Annotated in this window: 16 protein-coding genes and 1 pseudogene; 5 read left to right on the top strand and 12 right to left on the bottom strand. The window is 60.9% G+C overall.

Annotation, left to right across the window (positions count from 1 at the left end):
- Positions 1 to 11: 11 nt before the first annotated feature.
- Both rsmD and H4I99_RS00790 read right to left on the bottom strand, forming a co-directional pair.
- Complete coding sequence (gene rsmD, locus H4I99_RS00795) at positions 12 to 572, bottom strand: 16S rRNA (guanine(966)-N(2))-methyltransferase RsmD (protein ID WP_163903722.1); 561 nt, start codon at positions 570 to 572, stop codon at positions 12 to 14.
- A pseudogene (locus H4I99_RS00790) lies at positions 556 to 2,630 on the bottom strand (pseudouridine synthase); the annotation flags it as partial. The gene rsmD and the pseudogene H4I99_RS00790, both read right to left, overlap by 17 nt.
- 69 nt (positions 2,631 to 2,699) lie before the next feature.
- Between H4I99_RS00790 and H4I99_RS00785 the strand changes: the two are divergent.
- Complete coding sequence (locus tag H4I99_RS00785; protein ID WP_163903719.1) at positions 2,700 to 3,158, top strand: nucleoside deaminase; 459 nt, start codon at positions 2,700 to 2,702, stop codon at positions 3,156 to 3,158.
- Between the two features lie 68 nt (positions 3,159 to 3,226).
- Here H4I99_RS00785 and H4I99_RS00780 read toward each other — a convergent pair whose 3' ends face one another.
- From H4I99_RS00780 to H4I99_RS00755, 6 genes are all read right to left on the bottom strand, one after another.
- Positions 3,227 to 4,027 carry a GGDEF domain-containing protein gene (locus H4I99_RS00780; protein WP_163903717.1) on the bottom strand — a complete coding sequence of 267 codons (801 nt, stop codon included), beginning with the start codon at positions 4,025 to 4,027 and terminating at the stop codon, positions 3,227 to 3,229.
- 101 nt (positions 4,028 to 4,128) lie between these two features.
- Positions 4,129 to 4,608, bottom strand: coding sequence for a GNAT family N-acetyltransferase (locus tag H4I99_RS00775; protein WP_163903715.1), 480 nt, complete (start codon positions 4,606 to 4,608; stop codon positions 4,129 to 4,131).
- A 125-nt stretch (positions 4,609 to 4,733) separates the two neighbouring features.
- On the bottom strand, positions 4,734 to 5,363 hold the full coding sequence (locus H4I99_RS00770; RefSeq protein ID WP_163903714.1) for a hypothetical protein: 630 nt from the start codon (positions 5,361 to 5,363) through the stop codon (positions 4,734 to 4,736).
- Between the two features lie 135 nt (positions 5,364 to 5,498).
- Positions 5,499 to 8,381, bottom strand: a complete 2,883-nt coding sequence (gene ileS, locus H4I99_RS00765; protein ID WP_163903712.1) for an isoleucine--tRNA ligase — start codon at positions 8,379 to 8,381, stop codon at positions 5,499 to 5,501.
- A gap of 299 nt (positions 8,382 to 8,680) precedes the next feature.
- Positions 8,681 to 9,661 (bottom strand): bifunctional riboflavin kinase/FAD synthetase, encoded by a 981-nt coding sequence (locus tag H4I99_RS00760; RefSeq protein WP_163903710.1) that lies wholly within the window; start codon positions 9,659 to 9,661, stop codon positions 8,681 to 8,683.
- A gap of 14 nt (positions 9,662 to 9,675) precedes the next feature.
- Complete coding sequence (locus tag H4I99_RS00755; protein ID WP_163906112.1) at positions 9,676 to 10,527, bottom strand: TIGR01459 family HAD-type hydrolase; 852 nt, start codon at positions 10,525 to 10,527, stop codon at positions 9,676 to 9,678.
- A gap of 368 nt (positions 10,528 to 10,895) precedes the next feature.
- Between H4I99_RS00755 and groES the strand changes: the two genes are divergently transcribed.
- From groES to H4I99_RS00740, 3 genes are all read left to right on the top strand, one after another.
- Positions 10,896 to 11,192: a co-chaperone GroES gene (groES, locus tag H4I99_RS00750; protein WP_099056823.1), complete on the top strand. Its 297-nt coding sequence runs from the start codon at positions 10,896 to 10,898 to the stop codon at positions 11,190 to 11,192.
- A gap of 59 nt (positions 11,193 to 11,251) precedes the next feature.
- Positions 11,252 to 12,892 (top strand): chaperonin GroEL, encoded by a 1,641-nt coding sequence (groL, locus tag H4I99_RS00745; RefSeq protein ID WP_163903708.1) that lies wholly within the window; start codon positions 11,252 to 11,254, stop codon positions 12,890 to 12,892.
- Positions 12,893 to 14,062: 1,170 nt separating this feature from the next.
- A complete protein-coding gene (locus H4I99_RS00740; protein WP_163903705.1) occupies positions 14,063 to 14,509 on the top strand; it encodes a hypothetical protein in 447 nt (148 codons plus the stop codon).
- Positions 14,510 to 14,577: 68 nt separating this feature from the next.
- Here the strand turns inward: H4I99_RS00740 and H4I99_RS00735 are convergent, their stop codons facing one another.
- Positions 14,578 to 15,285: a glutathione binding-like protein gene (locus tag H4I99_RS00735; protein ID WP_163903704.1), complete on the bottom strand. Its 708-nt coding sequence runs from the start codon at positions 15,283 to 15,285 to the stop codon at positions 14,578 to 14,580.
- 171 nt (positions 15,286 to 15,456) lie between these two features.
- Here H4I99_RS00735 and H4I99_RS00730 point away from each other — a divergent pair, with 171 nt between their 5' ends.
- Positions 15,457 to 15,900, top strand: a complete 444-nt coding sequence (locus H4I99_RS00730) for a DoxX family protein (protein WP_163903702.1) — start codon at positions 15,457 to 15,459, stop codon at positions 15,898 to 15,900.
- A gap of 78 nt (positions 15,901 to 15,978) precedes the next feature.
- Here H4I99_RS00730 and H4I99_RS00725 read toward each other — a convergent pair whose 3' ends face one another.
- Genes H4I99_RS00725 through H4I99_RS00715 form a run of 3 tightly spaced genes read right to left on the bottom strand, consistent with a single transcriptional unit; the run spans position 15,979 to position 18,399 of the window.
- On the bottom strand, positions 15,979 to 16,578 hold the full coding sequence (locus tag H4I99_RS00725; RefSeq protein ID WP_163903700.1) for a class I SAM-dependent DNA methyltransferase: 600 nt from the start codon (positions 16,576 to 16,578) through the stop codon (positions 15,979 to 15,981).
- Positions 16,579 to 16,582: 4 nt separating this feature from the next.
- Positions 16,583 to 17,281 carry an ATP phosphoribosyltransferase gene (gene hisG / locus H4I99_RS00720; RefSeq protein WP_163903698.1) on the bottom strand — a complete coding sequence of 233 codons (699 nt, stop codon included), beginning with the start codon at positions 17,279 to 17,281 and terminating at the stop codon, positions 16,583 to 16,585.
- Entirely contained in the window at positions 17,278 to 18,399 is a 1,122-nt protein-coding gene (locus H4I99_RS00715) for an ATP phosphoribosyltransferase regulatory subunit (RefSeq protein ID WP_163903697.1), read from the bottom strand. The genes hisG and H4I99_RS00715 overlap by 4 nt, the downstream gene beginning before the upstream one ends.
- Positions 18,400 to 18,609: the final 210 nt, after the last annotated feature.

Here is an 18,609-nt window from a genome sequence, read left to right as displayed (position 1 = left end):
GTCAGACGAGATCAGGATGGCCTATAGGAGAAGAAGTACATTTTCGTGTCACCGAAGGTGCGCTCCTCCAGGAACGCGAAGGCGGGACCAACAGAGACGGTCACATCGGCACGCTCTTCCAGAATGGCCAGAGCGTCAGGCGCCAGCCAGCCGCCCTTATGAGCGGCCTCGAAGGCCTTTTCGCCGAGACCCTGACCATAGGGCGGATCGGCGAAGAGCAATTGGAAAGGTTCGATGTTGGATGCCGTCCCGAGGTCCGTCGCGTCGCGGCGCAGGATCTTGGCGCGACCATGCAGGCCGAGCGCATCGATGTTTTCCCACAGCAGGCTGCGACCCTCGACGCTATTCTCGACGAAGAGCGCAGAGCGACAGCCACGCGACAGCGCCTCTATGCCGACGGCGCCCGTGCCCGCGAAAAGATCGAGCACGCGGGTACCGTCCAGCGAACCCGGATGGGCATGGGACAGGATGTTGAACAGACTTTCGCGCGTCCGGTCGATGGTCGGCCGGATGGCATTGGTCTTCGGAGCGGCCAGTGACCGGCCGCGGAACTCTCCGCCGACGATCCGCACCGCCCGTTACCTCTTGCCCCTGGCGGGACCACGCCCGCCGGAAGGCTTGCCACCGGAGGGTTTTCCGCCAAAGCTCTTGCCACCGGGGCCTTTACCGCCGAAGCTCTTGCCGCCAAAAGTCTTGCCACCGGGACCCTTGCCACCGCTCGGGCGATCACCACGCGGCTTGCCGGAGAAGCCGCCGGGACCGCCGGCTCGTTCACCGCTTCCTGCGCCATCCCTGGCTCCAAAAGGCTTGCCACCCTTCGGCTTGCCTCCGAACGGACGGTCGCCGGCCGGACGGCTGTCGGCACTGCGGGGACCCCGCGGCTTATCGCCAAACGGCCGTTCACCGAAATTCCGTTCGCCTCTTGGGCGATCGTCACGGGGGCGGTCGTCACGGGGACGGTCACCGCGAGGCTTGTCACCGAAAGGCCGTTCACCTCTGGGACGGTCATCGCGAGGACGATCCTCACGAGGCCTGTCAAAACGAGGACGATCACCGAAGGCGCGATCTCCGCCGGTGCGAGCCGGACGGGCCGCACGGTCGCCTCTTTCGGGGCGATCACCAAAGCCTCGCTTGGCTCCGAAACCTTCGCCACGATCCTTCGACGAACGATCCGGGCCTTCGGCTCGGATCCATTCACCCTCTTCGTCACGCGCACGGCTGACCTGCACACGCGGACCGTCATCGCGGCGGGCGAAATCGGAACCGCCCTTGCGGTCAGGGTCGAAACGGGTCGAGGCCTTCGTCGGCTTGCCGTCCTTGCCGCGGCCGTAGCGGTTGCTGGGAGGCGCCCCTTCGCGACGGGTATGCGGTTGCCTTTCGGCGTCAGCGCCTTCACCAGTCTTCTTCTCGGCAACCGGACGGGCACCAGGGGCCATCCATACATTGGCTGTGCGCGACTTCAAAGCCGGCGCACGCTTGGGACGGTCGGCAAAGCCTCCACGGTCCTCATCGCGTCCGGGGCGATCGCCAAAGCCGCGCTTGCCGCCATCACGTTTACCTTGGGGCTTGCCGCGTGTTTCCTCACGGCGGGTGTCGAGGCGCTCGAGCGCCCGCTCGCGACTGTCTTCGCGACGTCGGTCGCCACGCGGGTTTTCCTCGCGCGACCAATCGGACCTCGCAGCCTTCTGGCTGACCGGTGCCTCCTCTTCGTCGGACGACCCGTGTTCATAGATCGGCGCATCGAAGTTCGCCTTGGCGTCCTCGATCAGGCGCGGCCCAAGCTGGTCGCGCAGCATGCGGCCGCGAACCTCAACGACCTTGCCTTCCGGCAGGTCACCGAGCTGGAACGGACCGTAGGAAATGCGGATCAGGCGGTTCACATCGAGACCGAGCGCGCCGAGCACGTTCTTGATTTCGCGGTTCTTGCCTTCGCGCAGGCCCATGGTGATCCAGACGTTGCGACCCTGGGTACGGTCGAGCGTCGCGTCGATGGAACCATAGAGCACGCCGTCGACGGCGATGCCTTCCTTGAGCTTGTCGAGTGCGGGCTGGTCGATCTCGCCATGGGCGCGCACGCGGTAGCGGCGCAGCCAGCCGGTGGTCGGCAGCTCGAGCACGCGCGCCAGACCGCCATCATTGGTCAGCAGCAACAGGCCTTCGGTGTTGATATCGAGACGGCCGATGGACATCACGCGCGGCAGTTCTTCCGGCAGGTTGTCGAAGACGGTCGGGCGGCCCTCCGGATCGGAGTTGGTGGTCACCAGTCCCGCCTGCTTGTGATAGAGCCAGAGCCGCGTGCGTTCGATGCCCCGGATCACTTTGCCGTCAACTTCGATCCGGTCTGCAAGCGTAGCGTTGACGACCGGGGTGTCGAGCACCTTGCCGTTCAGGCTCACGCGGCCTTCCATGATCATCCGCTCGATATCGCGGCGCGAGGCCACGCCTGCGCGCGCGAGCAGTTTCGAAATGCGTTCGGGCTTCATCGCCTCGTCGCCGGAAACCTCAGTCGTGCTGCGTGCAGCCTTTGGCTCCGGCTTCCTGTCGGCGCCGGCCGGTTTGCGGGTGAGCGGCTTGCCGCTGCGATCGGTGGGTTTGCCCGTCGGTCGCCTGGACTTGTCTTTAAATGTCATTTGCTGTTTGCCTGTCGTTTGGGCTGTCGTATCAGGTCACGCGGCCTTGGTTAAGAGGAAAGTTGTTCGATGACGGAGACAAACGGCTTCATGGAGGCCGCCCTTGAGGAAGCGCGGGCTGCGGGAGGCCGTGGAGAGGTGCCTATCGGAGCCGTCGTCGTCCATGAAGGATCGATCGTTGCGCGAGCGGGAAACGAGACGCGGGCGCTGCGCGACATCACGGCCCATGCCGAAATCCTTGCCATTCGACGTGCGGCAGAGACGATCGGAGACGAAAGACTATCCGGCGCAGACCTCTATGTGACGCTGGAGCCCTGTACGATGTGCGCGGCGGCCATTTCGTTTGCACGCATTCGTCGTCTCTATTATGGCGCGGAAGACCCCAAAGGGGGCGGCGTCGACAATGGCGTGCGTTTCTACCGGCAACCCACATGCCACCATGTGCCGGAGGTCTATTCCGGCATTGCCGAAATGGAATCAGCCGAGATCCTGCGCGGCTTTTTCAGGGACAGGCGCGAGAGCCATTGAAGACTGAAGCCGCGGACTTGCCGCAGCGGGCATAGACAGTCAATGCAAACGGCCTTGCCGTGCCTTTATCAGGCCGGCTGTCGGCCGACTTCCAGCCCGTCGAAAACGATGCAATCACGACCGCCCGATTTGGCCCGATAGAGATAGTCGTCAGCCTGACGGAAAAGATCCACGGGATCGAAAACACCGTTGACTGAAGCAACGCCGATACTGACGCTGAGAGGGACCTTGCGTCCATCGACGACGAGATCGGCTTCGACAACCGCCCGCCTTATCCCATCGGCAATGGCGGCCGCGCGGGTGCGCGTCGTGGCGTGAAGGAAAACGAGGAACTCTTCGCCACCGATGCGGCCCCACAGATCATTGTCATCGACCGCATTCGAAATCGCCGCCGCGATGGACCGCAACGCTTCGTCGCCAACCAGATGGCCGAAGCCATCATTGATCTTCTTGAAATGATCGGCATCGGCAATCAGCAGCGCCGCCGGCCCCTCATAGGACGGGGCTATCTCTTCGAGGGCCGAAAACAACGCGCCGCGGTTGAGGCCGCCGGTCAGGGCATCCCTGCGAGCCCTGATCCGCAGGTCTTCGTGAAGCAACCGCAGTTCGGCATGCATGTCTTCGAGTTCGACATGCATGCGCGCAATCTCGTCACGCTGACGTCCGATCACTTCGGTCTGGTGGAATTGCCAGGTGGTGGCCGGGCCCGCGATCACCAGCGGGCAGAACACACTCATCCAGAAACCTGGGCCGTCAGGGTGGCCGCCCAGCATGGGCACCAACAGGAGGCAAATGGAGACCGAGGCCACCACGGATGCCCCCGTGACGATCGCTGCCTTTAACGCCGTTTTCCTGCTGACCCGAAACATGCCGTACCTTATGGGCAGCGCAGGTTAACGTTACGTGATGTTGATCTGGCAAGAAAGCCCTTCTGACGTTTGCCTTCCGCGCAGCCCCGACGGATGAATAATCAGCCTGCGGCAAATTCCTTCAGCTTTTCGCCGGCGAGCCTGTAGCGGATCCATTCCTTCTGAGGCTCGGCGCCGATCGAGTCGTAGGCACGGATCGCCGGCTCGTTCCAATCGAGCACGCTCCACTCGAACCGGCCGCATCCCTTTTCAACCGCAATGTTCGCGAGGTGGCGCAGAAGCATCCTGCCGGCGCCGGAGCGCCGGTAATCGGGAGTGATGTAAAGATCTTCCAGATAAAGGCCGTTGCGGGCCTGCCAGGTGGAATAATTAAAGAACCAGATTGCAGAACCGACAGGCTCACCATCAGCCTCGATAATCGTCGCCCCGGTGACGGAACCCGGCCCGAACAGACTTTCCCTCAGGCTTTCCTCCGTCGCCTCCACCTCATGGCCGGCGTTCTCAAAAACAGCGAGTTCGGTGATGAAGCGCAGGATGGTGCCGACGTCATCGGGCACAGCATCCCGTATGGCAAACGTCATCGGGCAATTCCCTTGGAAGTTCAGATACGGAAAAGGCAGGTCGTTTCCGGCCTGCCCCAAAAATTCGATTTAACCCTGAACATTCCCGGTGAACACGAGATCGCCGAAAATGCTCCAGTTCAGGATTATTGGAACGGCATCCACCAGGAAGACGAACCCTGTTTCGCAGCCTTGGCTTCCTTCTTGCGGCGCTTTTCCTTCTTGGCTTCCGGTTCACCGAGATCCGTCAGCGTGGACTCATCGGCCTGCCGGTATTCAGCCGGCGGATCAGACAGGAAACGGCGCTGATCGAGATAGGCGCCCTTCTGCTGCTTGCGCGCCTCGCGGAAGGCTTCCCACTTCTGCGTTTCCGTCATTGTGCCGTTGGTGCCGTAGCCGGCGAGCAGCGGAGAGCGGTAGCGCGGATTGTTCGCGTTGGCGTCGGCTTCTGCAACCAGTCGAGCACGAGCGTCTTCCGGCGCTTCCAGCCATTCCGGGTTCGACTTGCTGGCAAGCGACTGCTGCGGAGCGACCAGAGTGTTCTGATCCCCCTTAGGCGGCATGACCAACGCCGGGCGGGGATTGTACTTGGCATTCGCATTCTTGTTGGGATTGGAACCGATGGACACCGCCGAGCCGACGTCATCGACGAGCTGCTCCATAGCCGTCTTGTCGGTACCGTAGGTCGGGCTGCCAACGCAACCGGTCAATGCGGAACATGCGAGCAGGAGGCCGGCCATTCCGACGCCAACTCTGAACAGATCTGCCGATTTCATGAATGCCTTCGAGCCTCGCCGCTGATTATGCTTGTGCCGAATATACTATCACCCCGCGTGATAGGAAATTCCGGCCATTTTCAGGCACATTTACCGGATGACAGGCGAAAGCGCAAATCATCCGGTAACATTTCGTTAATGGCGCGCAGCCAGTTCACGCAGCGCTGCCGCATCGCGGGCGGAAACATCCGGGTATTCCGGATCCGAACCCACGTCCGGCGTGATCTTCCACGAGCGGGCGCATTTGCGGCCTTCGGCAAGCCTGGGCTCGACCGAAACCTTGCCCACTTCCGCGAGGCGGAAGGCATCCACCGGACCTTCATCAGCAACGACGGAGATGGCCGAGGTGATGCAGATCTCTGCGAAATCCTGACCTTCCAGCGCCTTGAACAGTTCAGCGTCGCCGACGTGAACGACGGGTGCGGCTTCCAGCGAGGAGCCGATACGCTTCTCGCGACGCTCGATCTCCAGAGCGCCGGTGACGACCGTGCGGACCTTGCGGATCTTTTCCCACTTCTCATCCAGAGCAGGGTTGAGCCATTCGGCCGGAACGGACGGGAACTGCTCCAGATGCACAGAGACGGCCGACGGATTGCGCGACAGCCATGCCTCTTCCATGGTGAAAGGCAGCATGGGCGCAAGCCAGGTGACGAGGCAATCGAACAGCTTGCGGATCACGGCAAGCGCCGAGCGGCGCTTCAGGCTCGACGGCGCATCGCAGTAGAGCGCATCCTTGCGAACGTCGAAATAAAAGGCCGAAAGCTCGACGTTGGAGAAGTCGATCAGCGAACGGGTGATCTTTTTGAAATCGAAGCCGTCGTAGCCCTCGCGCACGACCTTGTCGAGCTCCGCCAGCCGATGCAGCATCAGCTGTTCCAGTTCCGGCATGTCGGCAAGGGCGATTTCCTCGCCGGTGTCGTGGGCGAGCGTACCGAGCATCCAGCGGACCGTATTGCGCAGCTTGCGATAAGCGTCGATGTTGGTCTGGATGATGGTCTTGCCGAGGCGCTGGTCTTCCCAGTAGTCGGTGGTCATGACCCAGAGACGCAGGATATCCGCGCCCGATTCCTTCATGACGTCCTGCGGGACCACGGTATTGCCGAGCGACTTCGACATCTTGCGGCCCTGCTCGTCCATGGTGAAGCCATGAGTGACGACCGCATTATAAGGCGCACGTCCGCGCGTCGCACAGCTTTCGAGCAGCGACGAGTGGAACCAGCCGCGATGCTGGTCGGAGCCTTCGAGATAGACATCGGCCGGCCATTTCAGGTCGGGGCGATCTTCCAGTACGAATGAATGGGTCGAACCGGAGTCGAACCACACATCGAGAATGTCGCGGACCTGGGTCCAGCCTTCCGAAGCGCGGGCGCCAAGGAAGCGCTCGCGGGCGCCGTCGGCAAACCATGCATCGGCGCCTTCGGCCTCAAAGGCTTCAAGGATGCGGGCGTTGACGGCATCGTCCAGCAAAACTTCGCCATTTTCATTGACGAAGACGGCGATCGGAACGCCCCACGCGCGCTGACGCGACAGAACCCAGTCCGGACGCGTCTCGATCATGGCGCGCAGCCGGTTCTGGCCACCGGCGGGCACGAAGCGCGTGTCGTCGATGGCGGCCAGTGCGCGGGTGCGCAGCGTCGTCGCATCGCCGAGGTCCTTGTCCATGTAGACGAACCACTGCGGCGTGTTGCGGAAAATGACCGGCTTCTTGGAACGCCAGGAATGCGGATAGGAGTGCTTCAGGCGGCCGCGGGCAAAGAGCTTGTCGGCAGCGATCAGCGCCTTGATGACGCGGTCGTTGGCGTCGCCCTTCTTGCCATTGTCGTCCATGACGCGGGCACCGTCGAAGCCGGGAGCATCGGCGGTGTAGAAGCCTGCGTCATCGACGGTGAAGGGGATGCGGGACGAGATGCCGCGCGCTTCCAGTTCGCGGGCAGACGCCATCCATGCATCAAAGTCCTCGCGGCCGTGGCCCGGCGCAGTATGCACGAAACCGGTGCCCGCATCGTCGGTGACGTGATCGCCGTCAAGGAGCGGAACCGGGAAATCGTAGCCCAGATCGGCCAGCGGGTGGGCTGCGGTGATCGCGGCAAGCTCTTCCGGCGCAACGTCGCGCAGGAACTTCAACGTGAGCTTGGCCTTGGCAGCCGCCTCGTCGGCGAGGCGGGTCGCGAAGATCAGCTTCTCACCCGGCTGGGGGCCGAAATCGTTCGTGGCGCTTTCCACCTCATAGAGGCCGTAGGGAAAGCGCGATGAGAAGGAGATGGCCCTATTGCCCGGAATGGTCCAGGGCGTGGTAGTCCAGATGACGACGGAGTTGCCCTTGAGATCTTCGGCACCCTCCACGACCGGGAACTTCACCCAGATCGTGTCGCTTTCGACGTCGGCATATTCGACTTCGGCTTCCGCCAGTGCAGTGCGTTCGACCACAGACCACATGACCGGCTTGGAGCCGCGATAGAGCTGGCCGCTTTTCGCGATCTTCAGGAGTTCGCCGGCGATGCGGGCTTCAGCATGGAAGTTCATCGTGGTGTAGGGGTTTTCGAAGTCGCCCTCGATACCGAGGCGCTTGAACTCCTGTGACTGGATGCTGATCCAGTTGGCGGCGAAGTCGCGGCATTCCTGACGGAATTCGTTGACCGGAACCTCGTCCTTGTTCTTGCCCTTCTCGCGATACTTTTCCTCGATCTTCCATTCGATCGGAAGGCCGTGGCAGTCCCAGCCGGGAACGTAGTTAGCGTCGAAACCACGCATCTGGAAGGAACGGGTGATGACGTCCTTCAGGATCTTGTTCAGCGCGTGGCCGATATGGATGTTGCCGTTGGCATAGGGAGGTCCGTCGTGCAGGACGAACTTCTCGCGGCCGGCGGCGGAAGCGCGCAGCTTTTTATAAAGGCTCATCTCCTGCCAGCGCTTGACCATTTCCGGTTCCTTCTGCGGCAAGCCGGCGCGCATGGGGAAATCGGTCTGGGGCAGGTAGAGAGTGGAAGAGTAGTCAACTTTTTCAACGGTATCGGTCATGATCTTGCCATCGAAGGCGCCCGGAGCGGGTCGCGAATAATGTCTTGGAATTCAAGGTGGCGGTAGCGCTCGCGAGGGAAGCGCCAAAATCCCGGACCCTTCGGCTCTTTCAAAGAGCGCGAAAGGCCGGGCCAATAATTCGAAGGGACTTGGTCAGCCGAACCCTGTTCATGGTGGCGGTTCTTTAAGCGGTTTTGCCGCGAAAAGGAAGAGGCGCGCCGCAAGTTTGTCGCGGCGCGAATCCATGCCTACTGACTGGAAGCGCCAACTCGCGCCGCCCTGCGTAACGCGCCACCCGCTCAGAACGCGATTTCCGCGTCGAGCGGGCTGATCGGGGCGACGCCAGCGAGAAGCGCTCTTGCCTCCTCCTCGTCCTTGCGGATCTGCTCGACCAGTGGCTCCAGTCCGGCAAACTTCAACTCGTCGCGCAGATGGCCGAAGAAGGAGACGCGACAGTGCTCGCCATAAAGGCTGCCGGAAAAGTCGAACACGAAGGTCTCCAGCAGGGCCGCGCCGTCGTCGGTCACGGTCGGGCGATAGCCGAAGCTCGCGACACCGTCGTGCAAGGAACCATCGGGCCGGCGCAACCGCACGGCATAGATGCCCGGCTTCAACTCGGCTTCCGGAGGCAACGCCATGTTGGCAGTTGGGAAGCCGAGCGTGCGGCCAAGCTGCTGGCCCTTGATGACCTCGGCCTCGACCGTGAAGCGATAGCCCAGCAATCCGGCGGCCTGCGCGACATCGCCATCCCGCAGAAGGCTGCGGATACGGCTCGAAGAGACCACCTCGGAACCCTCGTCACGGAAGGCATCGATCAACGTGACACCGAAGCCGTAGCGCCTGCCGGACTCCATCATGAAGGCCGGGCCGCCTTCCCTGCCCTTGCCGAAATGAAAATCGAAGCCTGTGACCACCTCCGACGCGCCAAGCCATTCGACCAGTATGGAGTGAACGAACTCCTCGGCCGAGCGGTTCGAAAACTCGCGATCGAAGGGATATTCGATGACCGAGTGAAAACCCATCGCCTCCAGCAAGCGCGCCCTGAGCGGGGGCGGCGTCAGGCGAAACACCGGCTGGTCCGGCCTGAAGACCGATCGCGGATGGGGCTCGAAAGTCAGCACAAGCGCGGGAACGCCACGTTCCCTCGACAGATCCAGCGCACGGTTCAAAACCGTCTGATGGCCGCGATGAACCCCGTCGAAATTGCCGATGGCGATGACGCCACCTTTCAGGCTCTCGGGCAGCGGATTCTTCTTCTCGTTGCGATGGAAAACAGTCATGTCCGGGTCCCGGTTCAGGCGAGCCTCTGCATCCAGTATTTGGGAGCAGCGTTCTCACGCTTCAGATAGGCGTTCAGGATCGCCTCGTCCGGCTTGCCGTTGACGGTGTATTCCGCGGCATGAATGCCACCGGAGATATAGAGGAGATCCAGACCGGCATCGAGAGCGCCACGGACATCGGTGGGCATGCCGTCACCAATGGCCAGCACGCGGGTTTTCGCAGTCTCGCCGCCCCTGATCTTCCCCGCCGCCGCCATGGCTGTATCGTAAATCGGGCGATAGGGTTTTCCGGCTACCCGGGTTTCGCCGCCCAGTTGCTCGTAATAGGCCGCGACAGCGCCCGCGCAGGGGATCATGCGCGAACCGCGCTCGACGATCAGGTCGGGATTGGCGCAGATCAGCGGCACGCCACGCTTCCGAAAGGCGACCAGCATGTCATGATAGTCTTCAGGCATTTCGGTCTCATCGTCGAAGAAGCCGGTGCAGACGATAGCCTCCGCTTCATCCGCAGAAACCCTCTCGACGGCGAGCCCGTTCAGCAGGGGAAAATCACGATCGGGACCGAGGAAGAAGATTTTCTTCGGGCCGGCGGCGATCAGTGTGCGGGTCACGTCACCGGAGCTGACGATCCCGTCGAAGGCCGTGTCCGCGACACCGATCATCTTCAACTGGCTGACGACATCGGGCGACGGGCGTGGCGAATTGGTGATGAGCACCACGGTGGTGCCTGCCTCCCGCGCCGCGGTCAATGCCTCCGAGGCAGACGGGAATGCATCAATACCGTTGTGCAGCACGCCCCAGACATCGCAGAGAATGACGTCGTAGTTCTTGCTGACGTCGCTCAGATTGGAGATGCGTTCGGCCATCATGATTTCCCGATTTCAATTTATGTCAGCGGTGACATTGCAAAGGATAGCCGCCATGGCAAGGGGCTTTGCAGCTCCCCCGGCGAAATAGCTGATGTGCAAGGATGTGATGACGGGCCGAGCGCGTCAGCGACCGATGCACCCAACGTGAAATCATCCAGCCAGCGTGAAGACGCGCTTCATGTCATACGTTCTGTCACGCAGCGATGTTAACGTTGTGAGGTGAAATTTTTTCCGTGGGTCGCGCTTGACTCATCCCAAGGCCACCCCTATCTCAACGCCGCTAGCACTCTCTCGGAGGGAGTGCTAACAATTTCCGTGCGGATCCACTACGGTCCGTCAATGTCATTTGATCGAGGGATTAGACAATGGCAAGCACATCTTTCCGCCCCCTGCACGATCGCGTTGTCGTAAAGCGCGTCGAGTCCGAAGAGAAGACCAAGGGTGGCATCATCATTCCGGACACCGCCAAGGAAAAGCCTGCTGAAGGCGAAATCGTTGCCGTCGGCCCGGGCGCCCGCGACGAAAACGGCAAGGCCGTAGCTCTCGACGTCAAGGTCGGCGACCGCGTTCTGTTCGGCAAGTGGTCGGGCACCGAAGTCAAGCTCGACGGCGTTGACCTTCTGATCATGAAGGAAGCCGACATCATGGGCATCATCGGCTGATTTCCAGCCTTTTGCCTTCATCGACATATCGCTGACACCCCTTTTCAGGAGTTATCAAAATGGCAGCTAAAGAAGTAAAATTCGGCCGCTCTGCGCGCGAAAAGATGCTGCGCGGCGTCGACATCCTCGCTGACGCAGTGCAGGTAACCCTCGGCCCGAAGGGTCGTAACGTCGTTATCGACAAGTCCTTCGGCGCTCCGCGCATCACCAAGGACGGCGTTTCGGTCGCCAAGGAAATCGAACTGGAAGACAAGTTCGAAAACATGGGCGCCCAGATGGTCCGCGAAGTTGCTTCGAAGACCAACGACATCGCCGGCGATGGCACCACGACCGCAACCGTTCTGGCTCGCGCCATCGTTCGCGAAGGTGCCAAGGCTGTTGCCGCCGGCATGAACCCGATGGACCTGAAGCGCGGTATCGACCTCGCTGTTGCAGAAGTCGTCAAGGACCTGCAGGCAAAGGCAAAGAAGATCTCCACCTCGGCCGAAGTTGCCCAGGTTGGCACGATCTCCGCAAACGGCGACAAGCAGGTCGGTGACGACATCGCAGAAGCCATGCAGAAGGTTGGCAACGAAGGCGTCATCACCGTCGAAGAAGCCAAGACCGCTGAAACCGAACTCGAAGTCGTCGAAGGCATGCAGTTCGACCGCGGCTACCTGTCGCCCTACTTCGTGACCAACCCGGAAAAGATGGTTGCGGACCTCGAAGACGCATTCATCCTCCTGCACGAAAAGAAGCTCTCGAACCTCCAGGCCATGCTGCCGGTTCTCGAAGCCGTCGTTCAGACCGGCAAGCCGCTCGTCATCATCGCTGAAGACGTAGAAGGCGAAGCTCTTGCTACGCTCGTCGTCAACAAGCTGCGTGGCGGCCTCAAGATCGCTGCCGTCAAGGCTCCGGGCTTCGGCGACCGCCGCAAGGCCATGCTGGAAGACATCGCAATCCTCACGGGCGGCACTGTCATCTCCGAAGACCTCGGCATCAAGCTCGAAACCGTCACCCTCGACATGCTTGGCCGCGCCAAGAAGGTTTCGATCTCCAAGGAAAACACCACCATCGTTGATGGCGCCGGTGAAAAGTCCGACATCGAAGGCCGCGTAGCCCAGATCAAGGCGCAGATCGAAGAAACCACTTCGGACTACGACCGCGAAAAGCTGCAGGAACGTCTTGCCAAGCTCGCTGGCGGTGTTGCCGTCATCCGCGTTGGCGGCTCGACCGAAATCGAAGTCAAGGAACGCAAGGACCGCATCGACGACGCTCTGAACGCAACTCGCGCTGCAGTTCAGGAAGGCATCGTACCGGGCGGTGGCGTTGCCCTGCTCCGTTCGGCTTCCAAGATCACCGCAAAGGGTGCAAACGATGACCAGGAAGCTGGCATCAACATCATCCGCCGTGCTCTGCAGTCCCTGGTCCGCCAGATCTCCGAGAACGCCGGTGACGAAGCTTCGATCGTGGTCGGCAAGATCCTCGAAAAGAACGAAGACAACTACGGCTACAACGCCCAGACGTCCGAATATGGCGACATGATCGCCATGGGCATCGTCGACCCGGTCAAGGTTGTTCGCACGGCTCTGCAGAACGCAGCTTCGGTTGCTTCCCTGCTGATCACCACCGAAGCCATGATCGCCGAGCTGCCGAAGAAGGACGCTCCGGCCGGAATGCCTGGCGGCATGGGCGGCATGGGCGGCATGGACATGATGTGATAGGCGCCAGCCTATCGCAGCCATGACCATAAAGCTTCGCCCATGCACTTGAAGTGGTTCAGCGCGTTTGACGCGCTGAACGGGCGGCATGGACATGATGTGATAGGCGAAAGCCTGCACATCTGAGCCATCCGGTTCAGTCTTGCGAGAGGGCGGCCTTCGGGTCGCCCTTTTTCGTTCAGCAAACCTCTAAACGGGATCAGCGACTTCAAGCGGCTTAGCATGAGCGCCCGGGTCGTGGTTCGGCATGCACACGACATGAAGCCGATGTCTCATATCTGAGCCACTCAGCTCAAAATTCAGAAAGACGACCTTCGGGTCGTCCCTATTCGCTGTACGGTGTCAGTCAGGCTCAGTTGATCGGACACCTCAACCGAGCCGGGCTCAAGAAGCCATCAGACGGGTATGATGAAAGCGGATCAGGCCTTCGTTGGCCCGTTTGCGACCGCTCCAGGAAATCAGTCTTCGCAAGAGGCGACCGAACGGGACGGGCAGCAGTCAAACCCGCCTTATGCAACCACACGTCACTTACAGTATTTCGTTTATTTATTTATGTAAATATTCTAATTAAATCTCTGGATTTCTTCTTGTCGCTTCCGACCCGTTCAGAAATGCTTCAAAACGACACAGCGAAAGGGTGCAATTTGTGTGAGAAAAACAGGTCACTTGACGAAATCTTCGGACCCGACTGAGGGGCAACCGTTTTCACCCTGCGAAAAACATGATATCGACTCCAGAAATCCCTAATTCGATAGGGGTATGCAGCAGGTTTATTTTCGTCTTTATTCAACTACAAGATTCCGCATATCATTCAAAAAAATCCATTGCGAAGAAAACAAAAAGTTAATAACCCTTCGCGAGTCAACCGGTGCGTCCCCGAGTCCAACGGGACGGTACACTACCCTTGGTAACCATCCTGCCAGAAGGAAGCCATCGGGCGAGAACACCGAATGAAACTTATGCGCGAAGTATGTACTTGTACTTTGGCAAAATATAAGTAACTGGTAAAATTATACAGTCTCGAGCGATCATCGTCCCTCTGGGATCCGCTGACGCGCGGGGGAATGCAAAACAGTTTGAGTCCCGCACCGGGTTTCCGGTTACACCGTCAATACTGAAACTACTCCGAGAGCACTACGCTTCAATTCGGCTTTCGACTTGAGGACCGCCTTGTTTAAGATTGCCAGAGCCAATACCCCTACCTCCCACTCCCATGCCTTTCCAGAGGCAGAGGAAGACGAGTCCACTATGGTTTCGCAGTTCACCGTCTCGGAAAGCTGGGAGGGCGATCTTTCGAATGGTGTCATCAAGCTGGGAGAGCGGGCGACCGCGCTGCACGGCTTGGCAACGGCAGAATGCGGCCTGCTCAGCATGATGCGTTGCTATGAGCCAAATGACCGCGCTCACATTCTCGAGCTTTTCGAGCAGGCAGCTACCTCGTCATCGCGTTTCTGCTATTCGACGACGATTCTGCATAATGACGGACATCGCCAGCCGGTATTCTGCATCGGTGAATCCGTCGGCCTGGAGCAGGACAGTGACGGCAGCATGCTCGGCCTCTTCGTATTTCCGCGCTTCAAGCTTGCGCCCGGCGCGCATCTGCGCAGCTACGGCTAAACTTCCTCACAATCGGGAAGCAGAAAAAGCGGCCGATCCGGCCGCTTTCGTTTTTGGACGCGGCGGGCTCAGGGTCGCGCCGGAACGTTGAGGCCCTTCTGGCTCGCCGGCCGGTTTTCAGCCCGCGCAACCCACTCCATGACCTTGGGATAGTTTTCCAGCCCGATCACGTCTGCCGCTTCATAACCGACCTTCAGTCCGCGCACCCACGGGAAGGTGGCGATGTCGGCAATCGTGTACTCGTCGCCAGCCATCCACGGGCGGGTCGCAAGCTCGCCTTCCAGCACACCCAGCAGTCGGCGCGCTTCGTCGCGATAACGCTCCATCGGATAGGGATTGTTGGCGACCTTATCGGCGGCGTATTTGTAGAAATGCCCGAACTGACCAAACATCGGGCCGACGCCGCCCATCTGGAACATCAGCCACTGCAGCACCGAGTAGCGTCCTGCGGCGTCTCTCGGCAAAAGCTTGCCGGTCTTCTCCGCCAGATAGATCAGAATCGCGCCAGACTCGAAAACGCCAATCGGCTTTCCATCCGGGCCATTCGGATCTATGATTGCGGGAATACGACCGTTCGGGTTCAGCGATACGAACTCCGGTGACTTCTGCTCGTTGGTGCCGAACGAAACGAGATGCGCCTCATAAGGCAGTCCAAGCTCTTCCAATGCGATCGATACCTTCACGCCATTTGGTGTCGGCAAGGAATAGAGCTGGATGACGGACGGGTCTTTGGCGGGCCATTTCTTCGTGATGGGAAAGCTCGATAGATCAGCCATTATTTTCTCCTTTGGGGGGAAGGACTAGTCCGACGTCGTTCTCAATTATCGAACGAATAGTCAAGCATCGTCCAACTATGCGGGACAATCAAAAACGGGCATTAAACGAGGGAAAGTTTTAACGCCTTGCCGGTCTGCGGAGCCCGGCCACACGATACATAGGAGCTTCCGATGTCCAATAGCAACAACGCGATCATCCTGATCGCCCGCATCCTTCTTTCCTTCATGTTCATCTATGCCGGCTTCGGCAAGCTGACCGACCCGAGCGGCACCGCCGGCATGATTACCGGCGCTGGCCTCCCGGCCGCCACCGCGCTTGCCTATCTCGCTGGCCTGTTCGAACTGGTCACCGGCCTCGCCGTCCTCGTCGGCTTCCAGACCCGGATCGTCGGCTGGGCGCTCGCCCTTTTCTGCGTATTCACCGCTCTCGTCTTCCACAGCGGCACCGTTGCCATCGAAGGCTGGCCGGAAGGTGCTCTTGGCTGGATCAATGCGCTGAACGGCATCATGCTGATGAAGAATATCACGCTCGCCGGCGCCTACATCCTGCTCGCCACTTACGGCCCGGGCGCATACTCGGTCGACGCACGCCGCGGCGTTCTCGCTACGGCCTGATAGTTCCCTGCTCCCAAGCAACAAAAGGCCCGGCGGATCCTTCCGCCGGGCTTTTTGTTTTCCGACCATACAATGAAATCAGACCTTGCGTGCAAGCCAGACAGTTGCCCCGCCGCATTGCGGATCTTCCGCCACATGGGCGATCACCTCGAAGCCGTTCTCTCCAAGGAGTTGACGGTATTCTTCGGGGGAAAGGCTGGCGTGATAGAGCGGTTCGCCCTCGAAGGTTCCCATGGCCACGCCCTCCGATGGCCCTGACGTGAACATCAGCATCGCACGCCTGGCGGCATGGGCAGCGAAAAGCGGGAACATCGCGCGCTGGGCATCCGGCGTCAGGTGAAAGAAGCTGTGCCAGGCCATAATGCCATCGAAAGTGCGGGCGAGCGAAAGCTCGCGCATATCGGCCACCTGCCAATCGCCTTGAGGCAACCGCTCACGACACAGATCGATCAATGTCGGCGACGAGTCGATACCAGTCACCTTCATTCCCCGCTCCAGCAGGCAAGCCGCCAAGGGTTCGCCGGAGCCGCAGCCAAGGTCCAGCACGGGGGAACCTTCCGCCAGTTGCCCAGCGAAACGGTCGATCCAGGATCTTTCGAAGAAATGCTTCGACCGCAGGCGGTCGAAGGCACGCGCATGACGCTCGTAGAGGCCGACGACATGGTCCGCCTCGCCCATGGCTTTACCGAAGCGCCGCCTGGACGGCCGCGACGATCTCGGCCACCCGGGCATTGCCCTCGTGTTCCGGCTTGCGCGCACGCACGAGGCAGGCCTCGGAACGCAGGATCACGCCATCGGAAAGGATCTTCAGATGGTTGGCGCGCAGTGTCGAACCGGTGGAGGTGATATCGACGATGATATCCGCCTGCCCGGCCGCGGGAGCCCCTTCCGTCGCACCAAGGCTTTCGACGATGCGATAAAGCTGGATGCCGTGGCTTCCCGAGAAGAACTGCTGGGTGAGGCGCCAATATTTCGTGGCAATCGCCAGACGCCGGCCATGGCGGCTGCGGAAGTCCGCAGCGACATCACCGAGGTCGGCCATGGTATCGACATCCAGCCAGATTTCCGGCACGGCGACGACGACATCGGCATGGCCGAAACCAAGGCGGGCGCAGATTTCGACGCGCTTGTCGGCCTCAGCCAGCCCTTCGCGGATCAGGTCCTCACCGGTGACGCCGAAGTCCACCGTTCCCGCACCGATTTCGCGCGCAATCTCGGAGGCGGAGAGGAAAGCGATCTCGACATCGTCGAAGCCCTCGACCCGCCCCCGATAGGAGCGGTCGTTGCCGACGGCAACGATCTTCAGCCCGGCGCGTTCGAGGACGGCAGAGGAGTCTTCCTTCATTCGGCCCTTGGAGGGCAATCCGATGGTAATCGTCATGAACGTTTTCCTTCCGCCTCGATCCGGTCGAGCCAGAGCGAAAAGCCGACCGCCGGAATGCGGCTTTCGGCACCGAGCAAGGTCAGGAGGTGATCGAAGCGACCGCCGCCGGCAAGCACTGCCGGATGGTCCTTCGCCGCGACTTCGAAGACGAGGCCGGTGTAATAGTCGAGTGGACGGCCGAAGGCCGCACGATAGGTGATGCTTGCGAGATCGAGCCCGGCATTGGCAAGGGCCGCAACGCGCTCGTCGAAACGGGAGATGGCAGCACCGAGCTTCAGGCCGGCAGCATCGGCAAAGCCGGCGAGCGCCGAAGTCGCTTCCGGCAACGGGAGTTCCAGCGACAGGAACTCCCTGAGCAGGATGAGGGCCGCGCCGTCGAGCCGGGTTTCAGCCAGTTCCTGCTTTTCCTTGAGCCGCCTTGCGATCTCCACCGGCGAACGGCTGGCATTGGTGGAATAGCCTGTCGCCTGCATGGTTTCGTCGATATGCGCGACCAGCGCCGCATCGTCGCCGGAGGCCAGCAGGTCCGAGACCATCGGGTTCAATCCTTCGACAGGATTGGGGCTGCCGAGACGCTTCAGCAATTGCTCGATCTGGTCGGCGTTGCCGAAGGCCTGAATGAGGCGCTTCTGCCAGCCCGCCGGCAGGCCGAGCGCCTTGACCACGGCCTCGAACACCGCCTGGTCACCCAGCATGACGGTCAGTTCCCTGCCCGGCAGCAGACGCGCGAGGATGGCATAGGCATCGCCGATCGCACGGGCGTCGGCGGCGGCGATACCGGTATTACCGAGATCCTCGATGCCGGCCTGATAGAACTCGTTGGCGCCGTCGCGGCGCTGTCGAAAGACCTCGCCGAGATAGGCATAACGCTTCGGCGTGCCGGTCGCGGTCTCGATGTGGCGCAGGCAGACCGGAATGGTGAATTCCGGCCGCAGGCACAGGCTTTCGCCGCGCTCGTTCTCCGTCATGAAGATGCGCCGGCGCAGATCTTCGCCCGCCATGTCGAGGAAAGGCTCGGCAGGCTGGATCACGGGCGTATCGACCCGAACGGTCGAACGCGCCGAGAATTCCTCAAGAATGGTGTCGGCGAAATCCGGCATGTTGATCAGGGGCATGGATAAGCTCTTTCCGCGGAGACGGCATACCCCCTCTGGCCTGCCGGCCATCTCCCCCACAAGGGGGGAGAGGATTCGCCGCGCGCGCTCATACCAATGGCAATGCGAGCGCCCGATACACCTTGCCCCGTTTTTTGATGCAGAGAACTGCAGACTGACAAAACGGTAAGCATCGGGGACGGCAAACACCGACCTGCCCCCTCCCCCTTG

The sequence above is a fragment of the Paenirhizobium daejeonense genome (genome assembly GCF_014280875.1).
GTDB lineage: Bacteria > Pseudomonadota > Alphaproteobacteria > Rhizobiales > Rhizobiaceae > Allorhizobium > Allorhizobium daejeonense.
This window is presented reverse-complemented; position numbering and strand designations above follow the sequence as displayed.

Excerpts from the sequence above, each read along its gene's own strand:
- H4I99_RS00785 (WP_163903719.1), top strand. The coding sequence starts at position 2,700 with ATGACGGAGACAAACGGCTTCATGGAGGCCGCCCTTGAGGAAGCGCGG.
- H4I99_RS00780 (WP_163903717.1), bottom strand. The coding sequence starts at position 4,027 with ATGTTTCGGGTCAGCAGGAAAACGGCGTTAAAGGCAGCGATCGTCACG.
- H4I99_RS00775 (WP_163903715.1), bottom strand. The coding sequence starts at position 4,608 with ATGACGTTTGCCATACGGGATGCTGTGCCCGATGACGTCGGCACCATC.
- H4I99_RS00770 (WP_163903714.1), bottom strand. The coding sequence starts at position 5,363 with ATGAAATCGGCAGATCTGTTCAGAGTTGGCGTCGGAATGGCCGGCCTC.
- ileS (WP_163903712.1), bottom strand. The coding sequence starts at position 8,381 with ATGACCGATACCGTTGAAAAAGTTGACTACTCTTCCACTCTCTACCTG.
- H4I99_RS00760 (WP_163903710.1), bottom strand. The coding sequence starts at position 9,661 with ATGACTGTTTTCCATCGCAACGAGAAGAAGAATCCGCTGCCCGAGAGC.
- H4I99_RS00755 (WP_163906112.1), bottom strand. The coding sequence starts at position 10,527 with ATGGCCGAACGCATCTCCAATCTGAGCGACGTCAGCAAGAACTACGAC.
- groES (WP_099056823.1), top strand. The coding sequence starts at position 10,896 with ATGGCAAGCACATCTTTCCGCCCCCTGCACGATCGCGTTGTCGTAAAG.
- groL (WP_163903708.1), top strand. The coding sequence starts at position 11,252 with ATGGCAGCTAAAGAAGTAAAATTCGGCCGCTCTGCGCGCGAAAAGATG.
- H4I99_RS00735 (WP_163903704.1), bottom strand. The coding sequence starts at position 15,285 with ATGGCTGATCTATCGAGCTTTCCCATCACGAAGAAATGGCCCGCCAAA.
- H4I99_RS00730 (WP_163903702.1), top strand. The coding sequence starts at position 15,457 with ATGTCCAATAGCAACAACGCGATCATCCTGATCGCCCGCATCCTTCTT.
- H4I99_RS00725 (WP_163903700.1), bottom strand. The coding sequence starts at position 16,578 with ATGGGCGAGGCGGACCATGTCGTCGGCCTCTACGAGCGTCATGCGCGT.
- hisG (WP_163903698.1), bottom strand. The coding sequence starts at position 17,281 with ATGACGATTACCATCGGATTGCCCTCCAAGGGCCGAATGAAGGAAGAC.
- H4I99_RS00715 (WP_163903697.1), bottom strand. The coding sequence starts at position 18,399 with ATGCCCCTGATCAACATGCCGGATTTCGCCGACACCATTCTTGAGGAA.